The organism is Streptomyces sp. NPDC003697 (assembly GCF_053587115.1).
Genome location: NZ_JBSFNN010000030.1, coordinates 49,472 through 73,396 on the forward strand (window position 1 = coordinate 49,472; position 23,925 = coordinate 73,396).

Here is a 23,925-nt window from a genome sequence, read left to right on the forward strand (position 1 = left end):
CCGGTTCAAGTGCGGTCGTGGGTGCGCCAGTTCCCGGTCAGCGCGGGGCCCATCTGGTCGAGGTGGGCGGCCGTCAGGGCCCGCATGGCCTCCAGGCTCACGTCGTCGCCGCAGCTCCACTGACGCCCCGTCACCCGCATCACCCCGCCGAAGGCGGCCACCGCCAGCCGCGGTCGCGGGTCGGCGTCCACGTCCAGGCCCTCCCGCTGCGCGAGCAGGCACGCGATCCGCTCCTCCGTCTCCGCGGACCGGCGCAGATGCGCGGCCAGCAGGACGGGCGTCGACTCGATCAGCCGGAACATGCGCAGGTACAGCTCGAGCGGGACGACCGCCGCGACGGCGTCACCGATGGTGTCCCAGCTCTCCAGGACGGCCCGGCGGAGCGCCTCCATCGGGGCCTCCCCGGGCGGCCGGGCGCTCAGCGACCGGACGAAGTGGGCCTCCACCATGTCCTGGACGGCGAACGCGGCGTCCTCCTTGCCGGCGAAGTAGCGGAAGAAGGTGCGCTGCGAGACCTCGACGGCCTCGGCGATCTCGTCGACGGTGGTGCCCTCGTAGCCCTTGGTGGTGAAGAGTTCCAGCGCGACCCGCAGGAGCGCGTCCCGGGTGCGCCTCTTCTTCAGCTCGCGCAGACCCGGGCGTGGCGCCGCCCCGGCCTCGGCGGCAGCCGCCGTCTTGCTCAACTCTCTCCGCACCTTCCGGGGCCGTGCCTGTTCCCCCCAGGTGAACCGCTTCCCCAATTCAGACTATAGGGGTACGACATGTCAGTGACCGACACGTGACCCGCTTTGTCAACTGTCAGTCGCTGTCATTAGCCTTGAAGTATGACTAGTCAGACCACCGTCGATTCGACCGGCCCGGGAGGCAAGGCGCCCTCGGGCCCGCCGGACCCGGCGCCGGCCAGGGGACTGCGCGGGCACCCCTGGTTCACTCTCATCACTGTCGCCGTAGGGGTCATGATGGTGGCCCTGGACGGCACCATCGTGGCCATCGCGAACCCGGCGATCGCCAAGGACCTCGGCGCGAGCTTCGCCGACGTCCAGTGGATCACCAACGCCTACTTCCTCGCCCTCGCGGTCTGCCTGATCACCGCGGGCAAGCTCGGCGACCGCTTCGGGCACCGGCAGACCTTCCTCATCGGTGTGACCGGCTTCGCCGCCGCCTCCGGGGCCATCGGCCTGTCCCACAGCATCGCGATGGTCGTCACCTTCCGGGTCTTCCAGGGTCTGTTCGGCGCGCTGCTGATGCCCGCCGCGCTCGGACTGCTGCGGGCCACCTTCCCGGCCGAGAAGCTCAACATGGCCATCGGCATCTGGGGCATGGTCATCGGCGCCTCGACCGCGGGCGGCCCCATCCTCGGCGGCGTCCTGGTCGAGCACGTCAACTGGCAGTCCGTGTTCTTCATCAACGTGCCGGTCGGCCTGCTCGCCCTGGTCCTGGGCGCGCTCATCCTGCTCGACCACCGGGCGGAGAACGCGCCGCGCTCCTTCGACATCCTCGGCATCGTGCTGCTGTCGGCCGCGATGTTCTGCCTGGTGTGGGCGCTCATCAAGGCCCCGTCGTGGGGCTGGGGCGACAGCTGGACCTGGTCCTACATCGGCGCCGCCGCCCTCGGCTTCGCGCTGTTCGCGTTCTGGGAGACCAAGGTGAAGGAGCCCCTGATCCCACTGGGGCTGTTCCGCTCCGTCCCGCTGTCGGCGGGCGTGGTCCTGATGGTCCTCATGGCCATCGCCTTCATGGGCGGCCTGTTCTTCGTCACCTTCTACCTGCAGAACGTGCACGGCATGAGCCCCATCGACGCCGGCCTGCACCTGCTGCCGCTCACCGGCATGATGATCGTCGGCTCCCCGCTCGCGGGCGTGCTGATCACCAAGCTCGGCCCGCGCGTCCCGCTGGCCGGCGGCATGGCGGCCACCGCGATCGCCATGTACGGGATGTCCACGCTGGAGGTGGACACCTCCAGCGCCACCATGTCGCTGTGGTTCGCCGTGCTGGGTCTGGGCCTCGCGCCCGTCATGGTCGGCGCCACCGAGGTCATCGTCGGCAACGCGCCCCTGGAACTGTCCGGTGTGGCCGGCGGTCTCCAGCAGGCCGCGATGCAGATCGGCGGCAGCCTCGGCACGGCCGTCCTGGGCGCCGTGATGGCCTCGAAGGTGGACAACGACCTCGCCGGCAACTGGGCCGACGCCAAGCTGCCGCCGCTCACCCCGGCGCAGCTCGACCAGGCGTCCGAGGCGGTGCAGGTCGGTGTGGCCCCGGTGCCCAAGGGCATGCCCGAACAGGTCGCCGCGCAGATCACGTCCGTCGCGCACGACACGTTCATCTCCGGGATGAGCCTCGCTTCCCTCGTCGCCGCCGGGGTCGCGGCCGTGGCCGTCCTGGTCGCGCTGCTCACCAAGCGCGGGGTGAACGCCGAGGCCGGCGCGGGCGTCGGCCACATCTGACGGTCCGTCGCGCCCGGGATTCGCTCATCAGGGTGACTCCGCTCAAGATCGCTCGCCTTCGGCACGCGCCACAGGTCACAGTGGGTCAAGTCCTCCGCAGGGCATGGGGGCGGCCGGCTGCGGCGCGCTGCTGGAGGGGGGCAGCGCGCAGGCAGCGGCACCCGGCGTGGGAAGGGCCCCGGCAGGGGGAGGATGGCGCGCCGGTCCGGGGGTATCCGCACCACAGGACGGCGGAGAGTGCGGCCCCTCCCGGGGTTCGGGAAGTCGGTGACGGCGGCTCAGGGCGCGGCGCACGGGGCACCCCGGTTCACGTGGCCGGACGGGACCACGGAACCGGCCGGACCGCGCGACGCCCGGCGTCATCGGGATCGCCCCCGCGATCGCCGGTTGCCCCGCCCCGCCACCCACGGCCGTGCGGGCGGACGTCAGCCGGTTCGGCCCGCCGTCCACGATCGGCGCGCCGCAGGCGGCGGCGGACGTCACCGCGAGCGCCCGGTGCGGCCGTGTCCCGGCGGGTTCACGCCGGGACACGGCCGCACCGAAGGGACACCCACACGCGAAAGGGGCGGCGGACCTTCCGGCCGGCCGCCCCCTGTGTGCGCAGGTCCGCTAAGGCCTGTCCGGCAATTCCCGTCTGCCGCGCGACGCCATGCACCCTCCCCAAGCTCTCGGCCCGGCTCGAGCAGGGGGACCCCCTCTCGCCGCACCGGCCCCGGACCCACGTACGTCCAGTACGCGGGTCCGGGGCCGGCACGCCGAGAGCACACACCTGACGCCGCGCGGCCGCCCTGCGGGCGACGACGCGAATGGTCGGACAGGCCTATCGGACAGGCCTAGGCGTCGCCGCCCGCCGTACCCGGGTCGGCCGCCGAGACGTCGAGCAGCCGGTAGCGGTCGACGGCCTGTTTCAGCACCGACCGGTCCACCTTCTGCTCGCGCGCCAGCTCCGTCAGCACGGCCACCACGATCGACTGCGCGTCGATGTGGAAGAACCGCCGGGCGGCCCCGCGGGTGTCCGCGAAGCCGAAGCCGTCGGCGCCCAGCGACTGGTACGTGCCCGGCACCCAGCGCGCGATCTGGTCCGGCACCGACCGCATCCAGTCGGACACCGCCACGAACGGGCCCTCGGCCGCACTGAGCTTCCGCGTCACGTACGGCACCCGCTGCTCCTCCTCGGGATGCAGCAGGTTGTACTCCTCGCACGCGACGGCCTCACGGCGCAGCTCGTTCCAGGAGGTCGCCGACCAGACGTCCGCCCTGACGTTCCACTCCTCGGCGAGGATCCGCTGCGCCTCGAGCGCCCACGGCACCGCCACGCCGGACGCCATGATCTGCGCCGGCACCGCGCCGGAGGTGCCGGCGCGCAGGCGGTGGACGCCCTTGAGGATGCCCTCGACATCCACGTCCTGCGGCTCCGCCGGCTGCTGGATGGGCTCGTTGTAGACGGTGAGGTAGTAGAAGACGTCCTCGCCGTGCGGGTGCTCCTCGGAGCCGCCGTACATCCGGCGCAGTCCGTCCCGCACGATGTGCGCGATCTCGTACGCGTACGCCGGGTCGTACGCCACACAGGCCGGGTTGGTCGAGGCGAGCAGCTGCGAGTGGCCGTCCGCGTGCTGCAGGCCCTCGCCGGTGAGCGTGGTGCGGCCGGCGGTCGCGCCCAGCACGAACCCGCGCGCCAACTGGTCCGCCATCTGCCAGAACTGGTCGCCGGTGCGCTGGAAACCGAACATGGAATAGAAGACGTAGACCGGGATCAGCGGCTCGCCGTGCGTGGCGTAGGCCGAGCCCGCCGCGATGAGCGAGGCCGTGCAGCCCGCCTCCGAGATGCCGTCGTGCAGCATCTGCCCGGTCGGCGACTCCTTGTACGCGAGCAGCAGGTCACGGTCGACGGACTCGTACTGCTGGCCGAGCGGGCTGTAGATCTTCGCGCTCGGGAAGAAGGAGTCCATGCCGAACGTGCGGTACTCGTCGGGCGCGATCAGCACGAACCGCCGGCCGAACTCCTTGTCCCGCATGAGGTCCTTCAGCAGCCGGACGAACGCCATCGTCGTCGCGATGGCCTGCTGGCCGGAGCCCCGCTTGACCCCCGCGTACGCCGTGTCGTCCGGCAGCGGGAGCGGCTTGGAGCGCACCACCCGGGTGGGCACGTAGCCGCCGCAGCCCCTGCGGCGGTCGTGCATGTACTGGATCTCCTCCGAGTCGCGGCCCGGGTGGTAGTACGGCGGCGGGCCGGACTCCAGGGCCTTGTCGGAGATCGGCAGGTGCAGGCGGTCGCGGAAGCGCTTGAGGTCGTCGACCGTCAGCTTCTTCATCTGGTGGGTGGCGTTGCGGCCCTCGAAGTTCGGGCCCAACGTCCAGCCCTTGACGGTCTTGGCCAGGATGACCGTCGGCTGGCCCTTGTGCTCCACGGCCGCCTTGAAGGCCGCGTAGATCTTGCGGTGGTCGTGGCCGCCGCGGCCCAGGTGCAGGATCTGGTCGTCGGTCATGTTCTCGACCATGGCGCGCAGGCGGTGGTCGTCGCCGAAGAAGTGCTCGCGGATGTACGCGCCGGACTCGGTCGCGTACGTCTGGAACTGGCCGTCCGGCGTGGTGTTCATCTTGTTGACCAGGATCCCGTCCCGGTCCTGGGCGAGCAGCGGATCCCAGGTGCGGTCCCAGATCAGCTTGATCACGTTCCAGCCGGCGCCCCGGAAGACGGACTCCAGCTCCTGGATGATCTTGCCGTTGCCGCGTACCGGGCCGTCCAGGCGCTGCAGGTTGCAGTTGACGACGAACGTCAGGTTGTCCAGGCCCTCGCGGGCCGCGAGGGACAGCTGGCCGAGCGACTCCGGCTCGTCCATCTCGCCGTCGCCGAGGAAGGCCCACACGTGCGACTTCGAGGTGTCGGCGATGCCCCGGGCCTGCATGTAGCGGTTGATCCGGGCCTGGTAGATCGCGCCGATCGCGCCGAGGCCCATGGAGACCGTCGGGAACTCCCAGAAGTCCGGCATCGAACGCGGGTGCGGATAGCTGGAGAGGGCGTAGGGGGCCTTGGACTTCTCCTGGCGGAAGCCGTCCAGGTGCTGCTCGGACAGCCGGTCCAGCAGGTACGCGCGGGCGTAGATGCCCGGGGAGGCGTGGCCCTGGAAGAAGACCTGGTCGCCGCCGTCGCCCTCGTCCTTGCCGCGGAAGAAGTGGTTGAAGCCGACGTCGTAGAGCGAGGCGGAGGACGCGAAGGTGGCGATGTGGCCGCCGACGCCGATGCCGGGGCGCTGGGCGCGGGAGACCATCACCGCGGCGTTCCAGCGGGTGGCGTTGAGGATCCTGCGCTCGATCTCCTCGTTACCGGGGAAGAACGGCTCGCTCTTGGTGGGGATCGTGTTGACGTAGTCCGTGCTGCGCATCTCGGGCACGGCGACGCGCTTCTCGCGGGCCCGCTCGATCAGCCGGAGCATGAGGTAGCGGGCCCGCTCGCGGCCTCGCTCGTCGACCGCGGCGTCGAGCGAGTCCAGCCACTCCTGGGTCTCCTCGGGGTCAAAGTCAGGAACCTGACTCGGAAGGCCGCCAATGATGATCGGGTTTCGATCGGATCCGGAAGCCACGCTGTTCCTTACCTGTCAGAGGGCGACAATTCTGATATGTTGCCCAGGAATTTCCTGGGTTTTCTGCCTGTGCCTGCACCGGTCCCCATCGTCTACCTCGGGGAGGGCAAAGTCATCTCTACCGAGAGGTGATCGGGGTACTCGGGACCAAAGGCCCGGCCGTCCATGGTTCCGAATCTGGCAAATCGGGCAGAAGGGTGTGGTGTGCGTCACCCGCAGTCGCGCTACGGTGTCAGGAGTTGCGGCGACACAGCCGGGATCGTCACCGTTTCGGCGGTCTGAACCGCCGGGTACTTGCGCGATCCGGCCCGCCCGTGTGGACTACGGCCAATGCTTCGCGCACGCGCGTGGCTGAAGACCTATCTCGCAACATCATCAGGAGGCAACCCGTGAGCGCGACCGCGGACCACGCGGAGGAGCGGACTAACCCGGCCGTCAGGCTGGGCTTCCAGCCCGGGCAGGTGGTCCAGGAGATCGGCTACGACGACGACGTCGACGAGGAGCTCCGCGAGGCCATCGAGGACGCCGTCGGCAGCGAGCTCGTCGACGAGGACTACGACGACGTGGCCGACGCCGTGGTGCTGTGGTTCCGCGACGACGACGGCGACCTGACCGATGCGCTGGTGGACGCCACCACGTACATCGAAGAGGGCGGCGCGATCCTGCTCCTGACGCCGAAGACCGGCCGATCGGGGTACGTGGAGCCGAGCGACATCTCGGAAGCCGCGACGACGGCGGGTCTGACGGCCAGCAAGAGCGTCAGCGTCGGCAAGGACTGGAGCGGCAGCCGGCTGGCGACGCCGAAGGCCGCGAAGTCGAAGAAGTGAGCGTTCGCCGAGCGGTGCGGTCCGTTGCCGGGGCCCCGCGCCCCCGGACCCCCGTCTCGGCCCGAACGGCTGCGTAGCCCCCGCCCCGGGCCCGTAGGGCACGGGGCGTTTCGGACGGGCCGGCGCCGCGCCGGCCCGTCCGACGGCCCGCGGTGGTCGCTGCGTAGGGTGTTGCCACCCGAACAGCCCCATCGAAGGGATGCAGGACATGGCTATCCAGGTAGGCGACAAGGCCCCCGACTTCGAGGTGAAGGACAACCACGGCCGGACCGTGCGGCTGTCCGACTTCCGCGGCGAGAAGAACGTGGTGCTGCTCTTCTACCCGTTCGCCTTCACCGGAGTGTGCACCGGCGAGCTGTGCGCGCTGCGCGACAACCTGCCGAAGTTCGTCAACGACGACACCCAGCTGCTCGCCGTCTCCAACGACTCCATCCACACCCTGCGGGTCTTCGCCGAGCAGGAGGGCTTGGAGTACCCGCTGCTCAGCGACTTCTGGCCGCACGGCGAGGTCTCCCGCGCCTACGGCGTCCTCGACGAGGACAAGGGCTGCGCCGTGCGCGGCACCTTCATTATCGACAAGGAGGGCGTCGTGCGCTGGACCGTGGTCAACGCCCTGCTCGACGCGCGTGACCTCGACGCGTACGTGAAGGCCCTCGACACCCTCTAGATCTGTCGGCTTCAGGGCCTGCGGGCGGCGGGAACCCGTCACTAGGATCGTCACGTTGATCCCATATCCGATGCACGACGGGGCTCCCCGCCCCCGGACACCAATGGAGGACTCGTGGGAGTCAGCCTCAGCAAGGGCGGCAACGTATCGCTGACGAAGGAGGCCCCGGGCCTGACCGCCGTCATCGTCGGTCTGGGGTGGGACGTGCGCACCACGACCGGCACCGACTTCGACCTGGACGCCAGCGCGCTGCTGCTGAACTCGTCCGGCAAGGTCGCCAGCGACCAGCACTTCGTCTTCTTCAACAACCTCAAGAGCCCGGACGGCTCCGTGGAGCACACCGGTGACAACCTCACCGGTGAGGGCGAGGGCGACGACGAGCAGATCAAGGTCGACCTCGCGGGTGTGCCGGCGGACGTCGAGAAGATCGTCTTCCCGGTCTCCATCTACGACGCCGAGAACCGTCAGCAGTCCTTCGGCCAGGTCCGCAACGCGTTCATCCGCGTCGTCAACCAGGCCAACCAGCAGGAGATCGCACGCTACGACCTGAGCGAGGACGCCTCCACCGAGACCGCGATGGTCTTCGGCGAGCTGTACCGCCACGGCGCGGAGTGGAAGTTCCGTGCCATCGGCCAGGGCTACGCCTCCGGCCTGCGCGGCATCGCCCAGGACTTCGGCGTCAACGTCTGAGAGTTCCCCAGCACCTCCCGGGGCGTGGCACGCCCCGGCAGTCGTCCGGCGTCGCACGGTTTGCGTGCGGCGCCGGACGTGCAGGACAACCAGAGAATCACTACGGGGAGGACCAGCATCATGGGCGTCACGCTCGCCAAGGGGGGCAACGTCTCCCTGTCCAAGGCCGCACCCAACCTGACCAACGTCATGATCGGGCTCGGCTGGGACGCGCGCTCCACCACCGGAGCCCCCTTCGACCTGGACGCCAGCGCGCTGCTGTGCAGCGGCGGCCGGGTGCTGGGCGACGAGTGGTTCGTCTTCTACAACCAGCTCAAGAGTCCGGACGGGTCCGTGGAGCACACCGGTGACAACCTCACCGGTGAGGGCGAGGGCGACGACGAGTCGATCCTGGTGGACCTCACCAGGGTGCCGGTCCAGTGCGACAAGATCATCTTCCCCGTCTCCATCCACCTGGCCGACGAACGCAACCAGACCTTCGGGCAGGTCAGCAACGCCTTCATCCGCGTGGTCAACCAGGCCGACGGCCAGGAGCTCGCGCGCTACGACCTCAGTGAGGACGCCGGCACGGAGACCGCCATGATCTTCGGTGAGCTCTACCGGTACCAGGGCGAATGGAAGTTCCGAGCCGTGGGACAGGGGTACGCGTCCGGTCTCCGTGGCATCGCTCTAGACTTTGGAGTCAACGTTTCGTAAAGCCGAGTGCGGCGCGGGGGAAACCCTCCCCCAGACACCGTCTGGGGAGGGCCCCCAACACACGATGGGGTAGCCAGTGCTTCTGAAAACCTTCGGCTGGTCGTTCGCGGTCACCGCGCTCGGCCTGGTCGCGGCGGTCTTCTACGGGGGGTGGACCGCTTTCGGCATCGTGGCCATCCTGTCCGTCCTCGAGATCTCGCTGTCGTTCGACAACGCGGTGGTCAACGCCGGAATCCTGAAGAAGATGAGTGCCTTCTGGCAGAAGATCTTCCTCACCGTCGGCGTGCTCATCGCCGTCTTCGGCATGCGGCTGGTCTTCCCGGTCGTGATCGTCGCCATCAGCGCCAAGATGGGCCCCGTCGAGGCCGTCGACCTGGCGCTGAACAACAAGGACCGCTACCAGGAACTGGTGACCGACGCCCACCCGGCGATCGCCGCGTTCGGTGGCATGTTCCTGCTGATGATCTTCCTGGACTTCATCTTCGAGGACCGGGACATCAAGTGGCTGGCGTGGCTGGAGCGCCCGCTGGCCAAGCTCGGCAAGGTCGACATGCTGTCGGTCTGCATCGCGCTGATCGTCCTGCTGATCACTTCCTTCACCTTCGCCACCCAAGCCCACCAGCACGGCGGCGCACACGTCGACAAGGCACAGACGGTGCTGATCGCCGGTATCGCCGGCCTGATCACCTACATGGTCGTCGGTGGCCTGTCCGGCTACTTCGAGGACAAGCTGGAGGAAGAGGAGGAACGCGAGCACGAGGCGGAGGAGGAAGCCGCGCGCAGCGGCAGGCAGCGATCGGCGGTCATGCTCGCCGGCAAGGCCGCGTTCTTCATGTTCCTCTACCTCGAGGTCCTGGACGCCTCCTTCTCCTTCGACGGGGTGATCGGCGCCTTCGCCATCACGAACGACATCGTCCTGATGGCCCTCGGCCTGGGCATCGGCGCCATGTACGTGCGGTCGCTCACGGTCTACCTGGTCCGCCAGGGCACCCTCGACGACTACGTCTACCTGGAGCACGGCGCGCACTACGCGATCGGCGCGCTCGCCGTGATCCTCATGGTCACCATCCGGTACCAGATCAACGAGGTGATCACCGGCCTGGTCGGTGTGGTCCTGATCGCCTGGTCCTTCGGATCCTCCGTCCGCCGCAACCGCGCGCTCGCGGCGGCCGCGGAGAAGGGCGAGGGCTCGGACGAGAGGACGGAAATCTCCTCCGGGGTGTGACAGCCCTCCGGGTGAGGAACGCTCTGAGCGGGGCGGCCGGGTGAGGACGACGGTGAGCCGAGCCGGGTCCTCGGGCCGCCCCGCGGCTTGGTCCGAGGCGGGAACTGGGGGCGGGATCGGGACATGGGGCTCTTCGACGGTCTACTGAACGGACGCGCGGCCGACTTCGACTCGGGCAGCGCCGCGAGCAACTCCATCGAGCTCACCAAGCGACACCACCAAGTGTCGCTGACCAAGCAGGGCGCGGCCAGCGGGCACCTGCGCGTGAACCTGGCCTGGCGCATGCGGACCTCCGACATCGGCGGTCCCACGCGGGAGAGTCTGCTGCGGCACCCCCTCAGGGCGTTGAGGCCGCCGGAGGTGATCGGTCACAGCCAGAGCATGGTCAACGTCGACCTCGACCTCGGCTGCCTGTACGAGCTGGCCGACGGCACCAAGGGGGTCGTCCAGCCGCTCGGCGGCTTCTTCGGCGACGTGAACGCGGCACCGTACGTCAAACTCAGCGGCGACGACCGGTTCGGCTCGGGCTCCGGTGAGACGATGTACGTCAACCTCGACCACCGGGACGCCATCAAACGGCTGCTGGTCTTCGTCTACATCTACGACCAGACGCCGGCCTTCGACCGTACCCACGCCGTCGTGACGCTGTACCCGAGCAGCGGCCCGCGCATCGAGATCGGTCTCGACGAGCGGCATCCGCAGGCACGCTCGTGCGCGGTCGTGCTGATCGAGAACGTGAAGGGCGAGATCGTCGTCCGCCGCGAGGTGAAGTTCGTCTACGGTTTCCAGGCGGAACTGGACCGGCTGTACGGGTGGGGACTGCAGTGGGGGCGCGGCTACAAGACGAAGGCCTGAGGGCTGACCCGTAACGGCGAGGTGCCGTGGCTGTCGTCGTGCGCCCACCGGGGATCACCGGACAGCCCTCGGCGACGAGGACCCGATGCGACGGGCCCTGGCCGCGCGGCTGTCCGGCTACCGCCCGATGAACTGCGGTCCCTGCGGCGGCAGACGGAAGTCCGGGTCGGGGGCGGTGGCCGCCACCGGCGGATACCCGTACCCGGACGGCGCGGCCGCGGTCGGCGGCGGTGCCTGCGGATACCCGTACGCGGTCGACGCGGCGGCCGGCTGCGGATATCCGTACGCCGGCTGGGGCGCCGCGGGCTGTGCCAGGGGATAGCCGTACGTCGGCTGCTCCGGAGGCAGCGGCTGCGCGGCCGTCGCGGCCGTGGACGCCGGGGCGGCCGGTGCGGGGGCGGCCGTGGACGGCCCGGACTCCGGCTGCTGGAACTCCTCCGACTCCTCCACCGAGATGCCGAAGTCGGTCGCGAGCCCCTCCAGCCCGTTCGAGTAGCCCTCGCCGAGGGCCCGGAACTTCCAGCCGTCGCCCCTGCGGTACAGTTCGCCGCAGATCAGCGCCGTCTCGCGCCCCGTCTCCGGTTTGACGTCGAAGTACGCCAACGGCTCCGCGTCCGGGACGGCCGCGTCGTGCACGGCGATGCGCAGCTCACGGACCTGGTCGAAGGCGGCACCGTCTGCTGAGGCGACCAGCAGGATCCGGCTGACCCCGGACTCGACGCCGGCGAGGTCCGTCTGGATCGTGTCGGTCAGCCCCTCGGCGATCCGCTTCTTCCCCAGCCGCCACACCTTCCCCGAGGGATGCCGGGGCTGGTTGTAGAAGACGAAGTCCTCGTCCGAGCGCACCCGGCCGTCGGCTGCGAGCAGCAGCGCCGAGGCGTCGACGTCCGGGACTCCCTGACCGGGGGTCCAGCGCAGCACGGCGCGCACCGTGGTGGCCTCGACCGGGACGTTCGACCCCTTCAGCATGGCGTGCGTCATGCCGTCATCCTGCCTTCTCGGTCCTGCTCACGACAATGCGGGGTGCGCGGTTCCGCGCCCGGTAGCCGGGCTTCGCATGAGCGCCGTCATAGTGGGGTCATCAGATGGTCAGACCGGTCGGGAACCTGCGACATGGATTCGTACGTACTATTACCGGCCACCTTTTCGTCCTTCTTCACCGGCCCCTTCTTGTCTCCCCGAGGGAGCTCCATGCGTCATTTCGGGCACATCGCCCCAGAGGTGCGACAGCGCCTCTTCCACCAGGAGCCGTGCGGGTTCACCGCCGACTCCCCGGCCCGGCTGCTCTCCGCCGCCCTGGGCGCCACGCTCTACAGTCCCGCGACGCGTGAGCGGCTCGCGGGCGACATCCTCAAGCAGGCCGGGCGCGGTGTGGTGTCGATGGTGCTGTGCCTGGAGGACTCCATCGACGACGCGGACGTCGTGGCGGGCGAGGAGAACCTGGTCCGCCAGCTCGCGGACCTGGCCGGGGTCCCGGAAGCGGACCTGCCGCTGCTGTTCGTCCGGGTCCGCACCCCCGAGCAGATCCCCGACCTGGTGCGGCGCCTCGGCCCCGCCGTCCGGCTGCTGTCGGGCTTCGTCCTGCCGAAGTTCACCGAGGAACGCGGCGTCCCCTTCCTGGAGGCGCTGCACGGCGCCGAGGCGGCGAGCGGACGGCGACTGTTCGCCATGCCGGTCCTGGAGTCGCCGGAGCTGCTGTACCGGGAGTCGCGCGTGGAGACCCTGGAGGGCATCTTCCGCGCCGTCGACAAGCACCGTGAGCGGGTGCTCGCGCTGCGCCTGGGCGTCACGGACTTCTGCTCCTCCTACGGGCTGCGCCGCGCCCCGGACATGACCGCCTACGACGTGCAGGTCGTCGCCTCCGTGATCGCCGACGTGGTGAACATGCTGGGCCGGGCCGACGGCACCGGGTTCACGGTCACCGGCCCGGTGTGGGAGTACTTCCGGGTCCAGGAGCGCATGTTCAAGCCGCAGCTGCGGCAGAGCCCCTTCCTTCAGGTCCAGGCGGCGGAGCTGCGCGAGAAGCTGATCGAGCACGCCATGGACGGGCTGCTGCGGGAGATCACCCTCGACCAGGCCAATGGCCTGCTGGGCAAGACCTGCATCCACCCCTCGCACGTACTGCCCGTGCACGCGCTGTCAGTGGTCAGTCACGAGGAGTTCAGTGACGCCCAGGACATCCTGCGGCCGGAACGCGGCGGCGGGGGTGTGCTCCGGTCGGCCTACACCAACAAGATGAACGAGGTGAAGCCGCACCGCGCCTGGGCCGAGCGGACCCTGCTGCGCGCCGAGGTCTTCGGCGTCGCCCGCGAGGACGTCGGCTTCGTGGAGCTGCTCGCCGCCGGGGCGACCGGCTGACCGCCGGGTCCCCGGCCGACCACCCTCACCTACAGGGAACGCATGAACAAAGCAGTGAAGAACGGCGTCTGGACCGGTACCTGGGTCGCCGAGCGGCTCGGGGTCGAGCTGGAGGGCGACGCGGCGCTGACGGGCCTGCTGGGACTTGCGCTGCGCCGCAACCCCAAGCGGGCGCACCTGCTGGTGTCGAACGTGCTCGGCAAGCACGTACCGCAGTCGCCGTCCGTGGTGTACGGGCACGGGGTCGCCCTCGGCCGCCGGGTGCGCGACCTGCTGGGCGCCGAGGAGGCGGGCAGGGCCGTCGTCGTCGGCTACGCCGAGACCGCCACCGGCCTCGGCCACTCGGTCGCCGACGGCCTGGCCGTCGCCCCGTACCTGCACTCCACCCGCCGCCCGGTGCCCGGGGTCGCGCCGGCGGGCGGCTTCGAGGAGTCCCACTCGCACGCCACCTCGCACCTGCTGCTGCCGGAGGATCCGGCGCTGCTCGGCGGGGACGGGCCGCTGGTCCTCGTCGACGACGAGTTCTCCACCGGCAACACGGTGCTGAACACGATCCGCGACCTGCATGCGCGCCATCCGCGCAAGCGGTACGTGGTGGTCGCGCTGGTCGACATGCGCTCGGCCGCCGACGCGGACCGCCTCGCGGACTTCGCCCGGGAGATCGGTGCGCGCGTCGACCTGGTGGCGGCGGCCTCGGGCACGGTGCGCCTGCCGGAGGACGTCCTGGCCAAGGGGCAGGAGCTGGTCGCGCGCCACGAGCGGGCGGGCGTCCCACCGCGGCAGCGGCCGGCCGAACCCGCGGGGGCAGGCCGGCCCGGGCCGGCCTCCCCCCGCGGGCAGCGGGCACGCCGCGCCGTCCGCCTGGAGCTGCGCTGGCCCCGAGGGGTGCCCGACGGCGGACGGCACGGTTTCACCCCGGCGCACCGGGTGCGCCTGGAGAGCGCCCTGCCCGCCATGGCCGCGCAGGTCGCCGAGTCGCTGCCCGCCGGCGCCCGCCGCGTGCTGGTCCTCGGCTGCGAGGAGCTGATGTACGCGCCGCTGCGTCTGGCCCGCGAGCTGGAGCAACTGGTCGGCGCCGAGGTGCGCTGCTCCACCACCACCCGCTCGCCCGTCCTCGCGGTCGACGAGCCCGGCTACGCGATCCGCACCCGCCTCGTCTTCCCGGCACACGACCGTCCCGCCGACGGCCCCGGCGAGCGCTACGCCTACAACGTCGCCGGCGCCGGCTTCGACACCGTCGTCGCCGTCGTCGACTCGACCGCGGACACCCCGGAACTCCACGCGCCCGACGGCCTGCTGGCCCGGCTCTCCGCGCACACCCCGCACGTCGTACTCGCGGTCGTACCGTCGTACCTTCCCGCTCCACAGCCCGCCCCCGAAAGGCCCGCCATGCTGCCCGAGCCCCTTCGCGGCCCCGCCTTCTCCTCGTACGCGCCCGAGGAGGTCGGCTGGCTGCTGCAGGACCTCTCGGACGTCACCCTGGAGGCGCCGACCGAGGAGCGGGAGGAGGCCATCCAGAGCGGCGGCGCGCACTACGCCGAGTCGCTGCCGGTGGAGTACCAGCCCAGCGAGCAGTACCAGGAGCTCTTCCACACGGCGCTCCGGGCGTCCGCCGCCCGCATCGCCCGGGCCGTGGGCGTCGTCACCGAGACGGTCCTCGCCGAGCGGGGCCCGCGCCCCGTCCTGGTCTCCCTGGCCCGTGCCGGCACGCCGGTCGGTGTCCTGATGCGCCGCTGGGCCCGCCACCGGCACGAGCTGGACCTGCCGCACTACGCCGTCTCCATCGTGCGCGGCCGCGGCATCGACGCCAACGCCCTGCGCTGGCTGGCGAAGCGGTACGACCCGGCGGACGTCGTCTTCGTCGACGGCTGGACCGGCAAGGGCGCCATCTCCCGGGAACTGACGGCGGCCGTCGAGGAGTTCGAGAAGTCGGACGGCGTCAGCGGATTCCACCCGGAGATCGCGGTGCTGGCCGACCCCGGCTCGTGCGTGCGCACCTACGGCACCCGGGAGGACTTCCTCATCCCCTCCGCCTGCCTCAACTCCACGGTCTCGGGCCTGGTCTCCCGCACCGTGCTGCGCGCGGACCTGGTGGGTCCGTACGACTTCCACGGCGCGAAGTTCTACCGCGAACTCGCCGGCGCCGACGTCTCGTCGGTCTTCCTCGACGCCGTCTCGGCGCGCTTCGCGGAGGTGGCGGACACGGTGGACACGGCGGTCAAGGAGCTGCTGAGCGGTGACCGCACCCCCACCTGGGAGGGCTGGGCGGCCGTCGAGCGCATCAGCGAGGAGTACGGCATCCACGACGTCAACCTCGTCAAGCCCGGCGTCGGCGAGACCACCCGGGTGCTGCTGCGCCGGGTGCCGTGGAAGATCCTGGCCCGGGCCGGTGCCGGGGCGGACCTCGACCACGTGCGCCTGCTGGCCGAGCAGCGGGGGGTCCCCGTCGAGGAGGTCGGCGAACTGCCGTACACCTGCGTCGGCCTGATCCACCCGAGGTTCACGCGCGGGGCGACCGGCGCCGACGGCAGGGCGGTGGCGGTCTGATGCCGGTGATGGTGGCGAGCGACCTCGACCGCACGCTCATCTACTCGGCGGCGGCGCTGGCACTGACGATGCCGGACGCCCGGGCGCCCCGGCTGCTGTGCGTGGAGGTGCACGAGAGCAGGCCGCTGTCGTACATGACGGAGAGCGCGGCCCGGCTGCTCACCGAACTGGCCGGCACGGCGGTGTTCGTGCCGGCCACGACCCGCACGCGCAAGCAGTACCTGCGCATCAACCTGCCGGGCCCGCCACCGGCGTACGCGATCTGCGCCAACGGCGGCCATCTGCTGGTGGACGGCGTGTCGGACGGCGACTGGCACCGGCAGGTCACCGGGCGGCTGGCCGACGAGTGCGCGCCGCTCGCCGAGGTGAGCGAGCACCTGCTGACCTCCGCCGACCCGGTGTGGGTGCGCAAGCACCGCGTCGCCGAGGACCTCTTCGCCTATCTCGTCGTGGAGCGCGAACTGCTCCCCGACGACTGGGTGAAGGAACTCGCCGTGTGGGCGGGCAACCGCGGCTGGACGGTGTCCCTGCAGGGCCGCAAGTTGTACGCGGTGCCCGGGCCGCTGACCAAGAGCGCCGCCGTCCGCGAGGTGGCCCGCCGTACCGGCGCCGACCTCACGCTCGGCGCCGGCGACTCGCTGCTCGACGCGGACCTGCTGCTGGCGGTGGACCGGGGCTGGCGCCCGGGCCACGGCGAACTGGCCGAAAGCGACTGGACGGCCCCGCACATCGGCGCGCTGCCGGAGCGCGGGGTGCTGGCGGGGGAGCGCATCGTCCGCGAGTTCCTGGGCGCCTCGGGCGGGCGGTAGCGGGATGCGCCCCGGACTCGGCACCCGCGGCGACCTCAGCCGCAGCACCCTCCGCCGCAGCACCCGCCGCCGGCCTGACCGCCGGACCGCGGGGCGGGCGCGCTCGCCGTGCCGCCCACGGACACCGTGGACAGCAGCTTGACCGTGTCGGAGTGACCGGCGGGACAGGTCGCCGGGGCGGACGACTCCGCCATGGGACGGTTCAGTTCGAAGGTGTCGCCGCAGCTTCGGCAGCGATAGTCGTAGCGTGGCATACGCACAGGTTAATGGGCGGGAACGGGCGGGAGTAGCGCATCCCTGTTCCGGTCGGGCCGGTTTCTGTCCAGTTCCCGTGCGGAGAAATTGAAAAGATCGCTGATAATTTTGTACTGCCGCGAGAACCGCGAGTGCCGCGAGGCGGCCGGGGGTGAGGGGGCTGGCGGCCGCTTGAGCGGCAGCTGTGTCTACCCGTGCGAGCAACACGGAGTGCGGAGGGAGACGCAGTCGTGACCGAGGCAGACCAGGGGGCCGGTGCGCCGGAGGAGGGCCGCAGGCCGCGCGGCCGCCGGGCGGCGCCGAAGTGGCAACGCCGGACGGAGGGCGGCGTTCCCGCCGTCGACCCGGGGGAGGACGTCACGTCCGAGCAGGAGCCGGCGCCGAAGGAACCCGCGCCCGACGTCACGATGCAGCTCAGGGTGGAACCGCTGCCGGTGGACGCCACCATGCAGCTGAAGACCGTACGGCTGGAGGCGCAGGAACCGCCCCCGCCCGCGGACGCCACCATGCAACTGCGCGTCATCGAGCAGCCGGTGACCGGCGGCCGCGCCGACCGCCGCAGGAACGCGGCCCCCTCCCCCCAGGGCCGCCTCGCCCCCCTCCTCGCCGTCGTCGCCGCGCGGTGCGCGCCGCTCACCCGCCTGCTCGCACCGTATGCCCGCAGACTCGCCCCGTACACCCGCCGGCTGAAGCCGGCCTATCCGCGCCCCGGCCGCGCCGGCTGGCGCCGCTGGGTGCCCTCCTGGCGGCAGTGGCTGGGCGCCTGGCTGACCGCCACCGGCCTGTCCGCGCTGTTCCTGGCCGTCGCCTACGCCGCCACCGACATACCGGAGAACCTGAACAGCTACGCCACCCAGCAGGACAACGTCTACTTCTGGTCGGACGGCACGCCCATGGCCCGCACCGGCTGGGTCCAGCGGCAGGCGATGCCGCTGAAGGACATACCCGAGGACGTGCGCTGGGCGGTGCTCGCGGCCGAGAACGAGAGCTTCTACAGCGACCCGGGCATCTCCGCCAAGGGCATCACGCGCGCCCTGCTGCGCACCGTGGGCAGCGGTGACACCGAGGGCGGCTCCACCATCACCCAGCAGTACGTCAAGAACGTCTACCTGAGCCAGAACCGCACCCTCAGCCGCAAGTTCACCGAGGCGATGATCTCCCTCAAGCTCGACAACAAGATGAGCAAGGACAAGATCCTCGAGGGGTACCTCAACACCAGCTGGTTCGGCCGGGGGACCTACGGCATCCAGCGCGCGTCCCAGGCGTACTACGGCAAGGACGTCAGCAAGCTGAACGCAGGCGAGGCCGCCTTCCTCGCCTCCCTGCTCAAGGGCGCCGGCCTGTACGACCCCACCCTCAGCCCCGCCAACCACCGGCGGGCCGTGGAGCGCTGGTCCTGGATCCTGGACCGGATGGTGAAGATAGGCAAGCTGTCGCCGGCCGAGCGCGCCACCTACCGGACCTTCCCCGAGCCGCTGAAGACCGCCCCGCTCTACGACACCGGTCAGCAGAGCGACTACCTGGTCGAACTCGCCACGCAGTACGCCAAGAAGGCGGCGGACATCTCCGACAAGGACTTCGACCTCGGCGGCTACCAGATCTACACGACCTTCGACCGCCGACGGGAGAAGGCCCTGACCGACGCCGTCACCGGCGCCCGCAAGAAGGCCCTGAAGAGTGACCCCGGCACGGCGGGGACCGCCCACTACGGCGCCGCCTCGGTGGCCGCCGACGGCCGGATCCTCGCCGTCTACGGTGGACCCGACCACCGCAAGCAGGGCTACAACGAGTCCAACGCCACCACCGTCCCCGCCGGTTCGGCGTTCCTGCCGTTCGTCTACGCGGCCGGCCTCGAACACGGTGTGGTCAAGCGGCGCGACGAGCCCCGCACGCAGATATCCCCGGAGTCCGTCTACGACGGCGACGACGGCGTGCCCGTCACCACCCCGGAAGGCCCCTACTGGGACCGCAGCGGCCGCAAGGTCGCCGCCCACAACGACGACAAGAAGTCCTGGGGACCGATCACCCTGCGCAAGGCCCTCGCGGAGTCCGTGAACACGCCGTTCATGCAACTGGGCATGGACACCGGCCTGGACAAGGTGAAGGAGACCGCCGTGGCCGCCGGACTGCTCCCCTCCAGCGTCGGCCGGCAGGTGCCCGACCTCTCCCTGGGCAGCTCCACACCCAGCGCCATCCGCATGGCCAGCGGCTACTCCACCTTCGCCGCCGAGGGCCGGCACACCGAGCCCTTCTCGGTGCGCCGCGTCACCCGCAACGGCTCCGCCGTGCCGCTGGACACCCCGGACAGGCGCCGGGCCGTCGACCCCCGTGTGGCCGAACAGGTCACCCAGGCCCTCACCGACTCCTTCCGCGGCGCCCACCCGGCCGACGCGCCCGCCACCGCCGGCGCCGGCGCCGCCGGGAAGGCCGGCACCAACGAGAAGGACACCGCCGCCTGGTACGTCGGCACCGGCGAGTCCGTGTCGACGGCGGTCGTCGTCTACCGCATCGATCTGGCCAAGAGCCTCGAACCGCTGCCGCTGGAGGGGATCGCCGGCACGAGAGCCGACAGCGTCCCGTACCGCATCTGGGCCGGCGCGACCGGACCCCTCGGCTGACCGGCGGCCCCCACCGCGCCACAGCACCCGCCCCGCAACCAGACCACCTCCCAGATTGAGCCGCGCATGAAGTCGACATCCGGTCGCCGCCGCAAGGTCGGCGCACCCCGCCGCACCACCCACCCCCAGTTCCTGACCCTTGCGGCCCTGCTCGTCGTCGCGTCGCTCGTGGGAGGCTTCCTCGCGCTGACCCGCTCCGACCACACCGCGCCCGCCGCCTCCGCCGGCAAGGGCAGGGACTCCGCGTCGAAGGACGGCAAGGAGCCCGAGTGGGACGGCAGGACCAAGGTGCTCGGGGACGGCTCGACCTCGTACACCGGCCCGCAGCAGGACGAGTTGAAGGCCGAGCCGCTCAAGCCGGGTGAGAAGCCGCCCCAGTTCGTCGTCTTCTCCTGGGACGGCGCGCTGGAGGGCGACGACCACCTCTTCTCCCACTACCGCGAGCTGGCCAAGCAGTACGACGCCCACATGACCTTCTTCCTCACGGGCATCTACCTGCTGCCCAAGAGCAAGAAGGACCTCTACCACCCGCCCCAGCACCCGGTGGGCTCCGCGGCGATCAGCTACCCCACCGACGAGCACATCCGCACCACACTGGAGCAGCTGCGCCAGGCCTACGAGGACGGCAACGAGATCGGCACCCACTTCAACGGCCACTTCTGCGGCGAGAAGGGCGGCGGCGACTGGAGCGTCGAGGAGTGGAAGAGCGAGATCGACCAGTTCTACTCCTTCGTGGAGAAGTGGAAGACCAACACCGGTTACACCGACATCGCCCCGCTGCCGTTCGACTTCAGGAAGGAGGTCACCGGCGGCCGTGCCCCCTGCCTGGAGGGACAGGCCAACCTGCTGAAGGCCGCCAAGGGCTACGGCTGGCGCTACGACGCCAGCTCCGCCGGCGACTTCCAGATATGGCCGGTGAAGAAGGACGGCATATGGGACTTCCCGCTGCAGATGCTGCCCTACGAGAACGGCAAGTTCCAGGGCCTGTCGATGGACTTCAACTTCCTCTACAACCAGTCCGAGGGCGAGACCGAGGGCGACCCGGCCAAGTACCCGCAGTGGGAGCAGCAGACGGTCGACTCGTACCTGGCCGGATTCAACCGCGTCTACTACGGCAGCCGGGCCCCGCTGTTCATCGGCAACCACTTCGAGGACTGGAACGGCGGCATCTACATGAAGGCCGTCGACCAGGTGGTGGAGAAGGTCTGCAGCAAGACGGAGGTCAAGTGCGTGTCCTTCAAGGAGCTCGCCGACTGGCTCGACGTGCAGAAGCCCGAAACCCTGCAGAGCCTGCGCAGCCTCGACCCGGCACAGTCTCCGGACTGGTCGACGGTGGTGAAGTGACAGCCCAACTCACCTGATCCCCTTGCGCATCCCCCTTCACCACCACCCCTCGGGCCGTGCGAAGATGCGGTTCCCCGGTATCGGTGTACCGGCGTAGAGGGGAACATCATTGAAATCGAGAAAACTGAGCCGTAAGGGGCGCCGCGCGAGCATAGTCACCGCGGCCGCCGCATCGGTCGTCGCCGGCGCGGTCCTCGTGCCCAACTGGAGCGCGGGCGCGGCCGTGACGGACGACCCCACGGTGGACCCGGCGACCAAGGCGACCTTCCAGCGGCTGGCGGACGCGGTCTTCACCGACCGCACCGACGCACTGCTGGACGGCGGCGCCAAGGAGAACAAGCGGCAGACGTCCCGGTTCTCCGGCGACGTGCGCCTGTCCTCCAAACTGTCGAAGAACGAGAGCTCGGCCCTGTCCCAGCTGCGCGGCCGCAAGTCGCGCCTGGCGGCGCTGGGTGAGAAGTACAGCGCCGCGACGACCAGCGTCACGCTCGACGCCACGAGCGTGAAGGGCCGCAAGGCGACCGTCGCGGTCACCGAGACCACCACGCTGACGTACGAGAAGGTCAGGGGCAACGAGCCGAAGACCACCGGCTTCCAGGCCCACCACGAGCTGACGTTCAGTGCGGACCAGCAGGGCGACTGGCAGCTGACCGGTATCCGTGACACCGACGACGGCGTCGCGGTCAACCAGGTCGCCGCACCGTCCGTGGCCGCCACCACGGCCGCCGACGACGACAACCCGCCGGAGGCGACCCGTTCGGCGACCACGCGGCCCGCTCCGTCCAACCCGAAGAACTTCTCCGCCAGCGGCTACGACTACAAGGCCATGGCCGCGTACGCGACGAAGTACTGGAACAACTACAACCCGGCCTACCCCGACTTCAACGGGGTGGGGGCCGGCGGCGACTGCACCAACTTCGTCAGCCAGTCCCTGAAGGCCGGCGGCTGGAAGCACGTGCCCGGCTACACGTACGACTTCCACAAGTGGTTCGGCACCGCGGACATCCAGTCGGACTCGTTCGTCGGCGTCAACGAGTTCTCGTGGTTCGCCCTGTCCTCCAAGCGGGTCACCAGCCTCGCCAACGTCTACCAGCTGGACGTCGGTGACGTGCTCCAGGTGGACTTCAACAAGGACGGGTCCAAGGACCACAGCATGATCGTCACGTCGCGCAGCTCCCAGGGCGTGCCGTACCTGACGTACCACTCCACCAACACCTACAACAGGTCGGTGGCGAGCATCATCGCCTCGTACCCGACCGCGGCGTACTACGCCTACCGCACCTGACGGGTGCCGTACGGGGCGGGGGCCGGCTCAGTGGCCGGCTCCCCGCTCCTCCCTCATCCGCGCGACCACGCCGGCCACCGTCCGCCGTACCGCCTCGGTCTCCGTCAGGAAGTGCCAGTAGTCGGGGTGGCGGCCCTCCAGAGCGGCGACCGCACGGTCCAGCCGGGCCACACAGTCGTCCAGCGGGCGCGCATGCCGCGGATCGGGCGTCGTCCGGCCCGCCATGGCCAGTCGCTGGGCGTCCCGGATCGCGAACCGGGTCCGCCCGATCTCCCGCTCCGGGTCCTTCCGCACCGCCTCCAGCCGCGTGAGGCGGTCACCGGCGGCCGACACGGCCTCGTCGGTGACGTTCAGCAGCGCCCGTACGGTCGACAGCAGCGCGGTCGCGTCCGCCCAGCGCTGGGCCTCGCGGGCCTCCCGCGCCTCCTTCAGCTTCAGCTCGGCCTGCCGCACGTGCTCCGCGGCCTGCTCGGGCACGTGCTGCAGATCCTGCCAGCAGGCGGCCGTGAACCGGCGCCGCAGCTCGCTCAGCACCGGCTCGACCTGCCCGGCGCGCGTGGTCAGCGCCTGCGCCCGGGTCCGCAGCGACACCAGTCTCCGGTCGATCTCGGCGGCCCGCTCCGGCAGCCGTCCGGCCTCCACCCGGATCGCCTCGGCCTCCCGCGCGACCCGTTCGGCCCGTTCCAGCGTCTGCGGCACGCCGTGCTGTCCGGCGCCCTGGTTGAGCCTGGTCAGCTCCGGGGACAGGGCGGCGAGCCGGGCCGCGAGGTCGTCGGCGCGAAGTCCCGTGCCGCGTACGGCGTCCAGAGCACCGCTCGCGGCGAGGAGGGCCTGGCGGGCACGCTCCACGGCGGGCGCCAGCCGGGCCAGCTGGGTCTCGGCCTTGCCGAGCAGCGGTCCGAGCCCGGCGGCGAAGCGGTCCAGCTCCCCCTTGACGCGGACGAGTTCGTCCCTGGCGGCGGTCAGTTCGGTGCGCGCCCGGGCGGCCACGGAGGCGTCGAGGTCGTCCCGGTCCAGGTCGTGGGCGTCGACGGCCTGGATGTAGCGCCCGCTGACCTCGTCGATGCGCCTGCCGAACTCCTCGAAGCCGGAGGCCGCCCGGCGGGCGGCGGGGGAGTCGTCGACGGCCGCGATGGTCTCCATGGAGATCCGCAGGTCCCGCTGGGCGGTGTCCAGTTCGTAGAACGCGGCCGCGGCGGCGTCCTTGGCGGCCTGCGCTTCGGCCCGCTGGCTCTCGGCCCGCCCCCCGCCGAACCAGCGCCGGGTGCCGCCGCCGGCGAACGCGGCGGGCAGAGCGAGCGCCGCCAGCAGGGGCAGGCCCGCCAGGGCCAGGACGTCGCGAACGGCGGCTGAGGCGCCCCGGGGCCTCGGATACGGCGAGTACGGTCGCGAAGGTGTCGCCGGTGTCGCCGTCACATCCCTCTCCCGTGCTGTGAGCGTGCAGTCATTCTCCCACCCGTACAGGACGAACACACGGGCCGGTCAGTTCGCGTGCGGACCGTGGAACCGCCGTCGCCGGGCACGGGAGCGGGCAGGCGGGCGCCTTCGCGGGCCGCTCCGCGGCCTCGCCCGCGCGCCGTGCCCACGTCGTGGGTGGCGGCCCGGCCCACGCGTTTGCGGGGCAGCGGCCGGGGGCATGTAGGCTGTCCACTCGTCTCGGGCGCGTAGCTCAGGGGTAGAGCGCCTGCCTTACAAGCAGGATGTCGGCGGTTCGAAACCGTCCG

Annotated in this window: 18 protein-coding genes; 13 read left to right on the forward strand and 5 right to left on the reverse strand. The window is 70.8% G+C overall.

Features of this window, described 5'->3' with window-relative positions; all coding sequences use genetic code 11:
- Positions 1–5: 5 nt before the first annotated feature.
- A complete protein-coding gene (locus ACWDNY_RS14990; protein ID WP_451646161.1) occupies positions 6–683 on the reverse strand; it encodes a TetR family transcriptional regulator in 678 nt (225 codons plus the stop codon).
- A 141-nt stretch (positions 684–824) separates the two neighbouring features.
- Between ACWDNY_RS14990 and ACWDNY_RS14995 the strand changes: the two genes are divergently transcribed.
- Positions 825–2,444, forward strand: coding sequence for an MFS transporter (locus ACWDNY_RS14995; protein WP_451646162.1), 1,620 nt, complete (start codon positions 825–827; stop codon positions 2,442–2,444).
- Positions 2,445–3,277: 833 nt separating this feature from the next.
- Here ACWDNY_RS14995 and aceE read toward each other — a convergent pair.
- Complete coding sequence (gene aceE / locus ACWDNY_RS15000; protein WP_451646163.1) at positions 3,278–6,025, reverse strand: pyruvate dehydrogenase (acetyl-transferring), homodimeric type; 2,748 nt, start codon at positions 6,023–6,025, stop codon at positions 3,278–3,280.
- 389 nt (positions 6,026–6,414) lie between these two features.
- Here aceE and ACWDNY_RS15005 point away from each other — a divergent pair, with 389 nt between their 5' ends.
- The 6 genes from ACWDNY_RS15005 (at position 6,415) to ACWDNY_RS15030 (ending at position 10,985) form a co-directional block, all read left to right on the forward strand.
- A complete protein-coding gene (locus tag ACWDNY_RS15005; protein ID WP_451646164.1) occupies positions 6,415–6,852 on the forward strand; it encodes a DUF3052 domain-containing protein in 438 nt (145 codons plus the stop codon).
- 208 nt (positions 6,853–7,060) lie between these two features.
- On the forward strand, positions 7,061–7,519 hold the full coding sequence (locus tag ACWDNY_RS15010; RefSeq protein WP_451646165.1) for a peroxiredoxin: 459 nt from the start codon (positions 7,061–7,063) through the stop codon (positions 7,517–7,519).
- Positions 7,520–7,633: 114 nt separating this feature from the next.
- Entirely contained in the window at positions 7,634–8,209 is a 576-nt protein-coding gene (locus ACWDNY_RS15015) for a TerD family protein (protein ID WP_451646166.1), read from the forward strand.
- A gap of 120 nt (positions 8,210–8,329) precedes the next feature.
- Positions 8,330–8,905 carry a TerD family protein gene (locus tag ACWDNY_RS15020; protein ID WP_451646167.1) on the forward strand — a complete coding sequence of 192 codons (576 nt, stop codon included), beginning with the start codon at positions 8,330–8,332 and terminating at the stop codon, positions 8,903–8,905.
- 76 nt (positions 8,906–8,981) lie between these two features.
- On the forward strand, positions 8,982–10,130 hold the full coding sequence (locus ACWDNY_RS15025) for a DUF475 domain-containing protein (RefSeq protein WP_451646168.1): 1,149 nt from the start codon (positions 8,982–8,984) through the stop codon (positions 10,128–10,130).
- A 123-nt stretch (positions 10,131–10,253) separates the two neighbouring features.
- Positions 10,254–10,985 (forward strand): TerD family protein, encoded by a 732-nt coding sequence (locus tag ACWDNY_RS15030; protein WP_451646169.1) that lies wholly within the window; start codon positions 10,254–10,256, stop codon positions 10,983–10,985.
- 117 nt (positions 10,986–11,102) lie between these two features.
- On the opposite strand, the gene ACWDNY_RS15035 is transcribed toward ACWDNY_RS15030, so the two are convergent.
- Entirely contained in the window at positions 11,103–11,966 is an 864-nt protein-coding gene (locus ACWDNY_RS15035; protein WP_451646170.1) for a TerD family protein, read from the reverse strand.
- Between the two features lie 210 nt (positions 11,967–12,176).
- On the opposite strand from ACWDNY_RS15035, the gene ACWDNY_RS15040 reads away from it, so the two are divergent.
- Genes ACWDNY_RS15040 through ACWDNY_RS15050 form a run of 3 tightly spaced genes read left to right on the forward strand, consistent with a single transcriptional unit; the run spans position 12,177 to position 16,699 of the window.
- On the forward strand, positions 12,177–13,343 hold the full coding sequence (locus ACWDNY_RS15040) for an HpcH/HpaI aldolase/citrate lyase family protein (protein WP_451646171.1): 1,167 nt from the start codon (positions 12,177–12,179) through the stop codon (positions 13,341–13,343).
- Positions 13,344–13,385: 42 nt separating this feature from the next.
- Entirely contained in the window at positions 13,386–15,890 is a 2,505-nt protein-coding gene (locus ACWDNY_RS15045) for a phosphoribosyltransferase (protein ID WP_451646172.1), read from the forward strand.
- Positions 15,890–16,699 carry an HAD family hydrolase gene (locus ACWDNY_RS15050; RefSeq protein ID WP_451646173.1) on the forward strand — a complete coding sequence of 270 codons (810 nt, stop codon included), beginning with the start codon at positions 15,890–15,892 and terminating at the stop codon, positions 16,697–16,699. Before ACWDNY_RS15045 ends, ACWDNY_RS15050 begins: the two co-directional genes overlap by 1 nt.
- A gap of 35 nt (positions 16,700–16,734) precedes the next feature.
- Here ACWDNY_RS15050 and ACWDNY_RS15055 read toward each other — a convergent pair whose 3' ends face one another.
- On the reverse strand, positions 16,735–16,953 hold the full coding sequence (locus ACWDNY_RS15055) for an FmdB family zinc ribbon protein (RefSeq protein ID WP_451646174.1): 219 nt from the start codon (positions 16,951–16,953) through the stop codon (positions 16,735–16,737).
- A 408-nt stretch (positions 16,954–17,361) separates the two neighbouring features.
- On the opposite strand from ACWDNY_RS15055, the gene ACWDNY_RS15060 reads away from it, so the two are divergent.
- From ACWDNY_RS15060 to ACWDNY_RS15070, 3 genes are all read left to right on the forward strand, one after another.
- Complete coding sequence (locus ACWDNY_RS15060) at positions 17,362–19,572, forward strand: transglycosylase domain-containing protein (protein WP_451646183.1); 2,211 nt, start codon at positions 17,362–17,364, stop codon at positions 19,570–19,572.
- A 66-nt stretch (positions 19,573–19,638) separates the two neighbouring features.
- On the forward strand, positions 19,639–20,916 hold the full coding sequence (locus tag ACWDNY_RS15065; RefSeq protein WP_451646175.1) for a hypothetical protein: 1,278 nt from the start codon (positions 19,639–19,641) through the stop codon (positions 20,914–20,916).
- Between the two features lie 109 nt (positions 20,917–21,025).
- A complete protein-coding gene (locus ACWDNY_RS15070; protein ID WP_451646176.1) occupies positions 21,026–22,201 on the forward strand; it encodes an amidase domain-containing protein in 1,176 nt (391 codons plus the stop codon).
- Positions 22,202–22,228: 27 nt separating this feature from the next.
- On the opposite strand, the gene ACWDNY_RS15075 is transcribed toward ACWDNY_RS15070, so the two are convergent.
- Positions 22,229–23,617, reverse strand: coding sequence for a hypothetical protein (locus tag ACWDNY_RS15075; protein WP_451646177.1), 1,389 nt, complete (start codon positions 23,615–23,617; stop codon positions 22,229–22,231).
- Between the last annotated feature and the right edge of the window lie 308 nt (positions 23,618–23,925).

Coding starts and splice junctions, on each gene's coding strand:
- ACWDNY_RS15060 (WP_451646183.1), top strand. CDS start 17,362: ATGCAGCTCAGGGTGGAACCGCTGCCGGTGGACGCCACCATGCAGCTG.
- ACWDNY_RS14995 (WP_451646162.1), top strand. CDS start 825: ATGACTAGTCAGACCACCGTCGATTCGACCGGCCCGGGAGGCAAGGCG.
- ACWDNY_RS15065 (WP_451646175.1), top strand. CDS start 19,639: ATGAAGTCGACATCCGGTCGCCGCCGCAAGGTCGGCGCACCCCGCCGC.
- ACWDNY_RS15020 (WP_451646167.1), top strand. CDS start 8,330: ATGGGCGTCACGCTCGCCAAGGGGGGCAACGTCTCCCTGTCCAAGGCC.
- ACWDNY_RS15045 (WP_451646172.1), top strand. CDS start 13,386: ATGAACAAAGCAGTGAAGAACGGCGTCTGGACCGGTACCTGGGTCGCC.
- ACWDNY_RS15010 (WP_451646165.1), top strand. CDS start 7,061: ATGGCTATCCAGGTAGGCGACAAGGCCCCCGACTTCGAGGTGAAGGAC.
- ACWDNY_RS15035 (WP_451646170.1), bottom strand. CDS start 11,966: ATGACGCACGCCATGCTGAAGGGGTCGAACGTCCCGGTCGAGGCCACC.
- ACWDNY_RS15040 (WP_451646171.1), top strand. CDS start 12,177: ATGCGTCATTTCGGGCACATCGCCCCAGAGGTGCGACAGCGCCTCTTC.
- ACWDNY_RS15055 (WP_451646174.1), bottom strand. CDS start 16,953: ATGCCACGCTACGACTATCGCTGCCGAAGCTGCGGCGACACCTTCGAA.
- ACWDNY_RS15030 (WP_451646169.1), top strand. CDS start 10,254: ATGGGGCTCTTCGACGGTCTACTGAACGGACGCGCGGCCGACTTCGAC.
- ACWDNY_RS15050 (WP_451646173.1), top strand. CDS start 15,890: ATGCCGGTGATGGTGGCGAGCGACCTCGACCGCACGCTCATCTACTCG.